Source organism: Peribacillus sp. P4_D6 (assembly GCF_056401795.1).
In genome coordinates, this window is record NZ_JBFUIQ010000405.1 from 1 (window position 1) to 576 (window position 576).

A 576-nucleotide genomic window follows, 5' to 3' on the forward strand; every position below is an offset into this window, starting at 1 on the left:
ATCCCCAACACTGGAAAATATGAAACCACAAAACCAAAACCAATACGATTGGAGAAAGGTTATAAGTTGTATCTCCCACAAACGAATATATTCCAGTGGTGGACGCATCTATTCTAATAAGTTCATGTAATCATTCATTTCTTTAGATGCCTGAATACGGCAAATAGGAGTAAGCGGCGGCGGCTTACTCCATATCATCCAATAACTTCGAGTGTTTATCCTTCTTTTTTCACTAACTTGGATGGATTATTTACTTTATAGCGTATTTCTTTATTGTATTTTTTGTCGACCACTTTTCCATCAAATTCGATTGCGTCTCCTTCTTCGAGCTCAGCTTTTTTTAATGTCTTGCTATATCCACACCAAGCATCGCCAATAGTCAATTCAGGCTCCGTYGTCACTTTGACATTCTCCAAGAGTATAACTTCATCTTCTTCACCAGTGAAATGGTTCATTTTTGCCGTGAACTCCTTGATAATCGCGGTGAAATGCACTTTTTCCCCAGGCAAGTCCAATTTAGGTTTTGCTGTCGTCTTTTTAGTTTTGGTTTTTGCCTTTTTTGGTTCTGCACTTGGC

The 576-nt window shown here is 38.6% G+C and carries 1 pseudogene; it reads right to left on the minus strand.

Features of this window, described 5'->3' with window-relative positions:
* Window positions 1–215 precede the first annotated feature (215 nt).
* Window positions 216–576, minus strand: a pseudogene (locus AC1DVB_RS27880) (hypothetical protein); the annotation flags it as partial.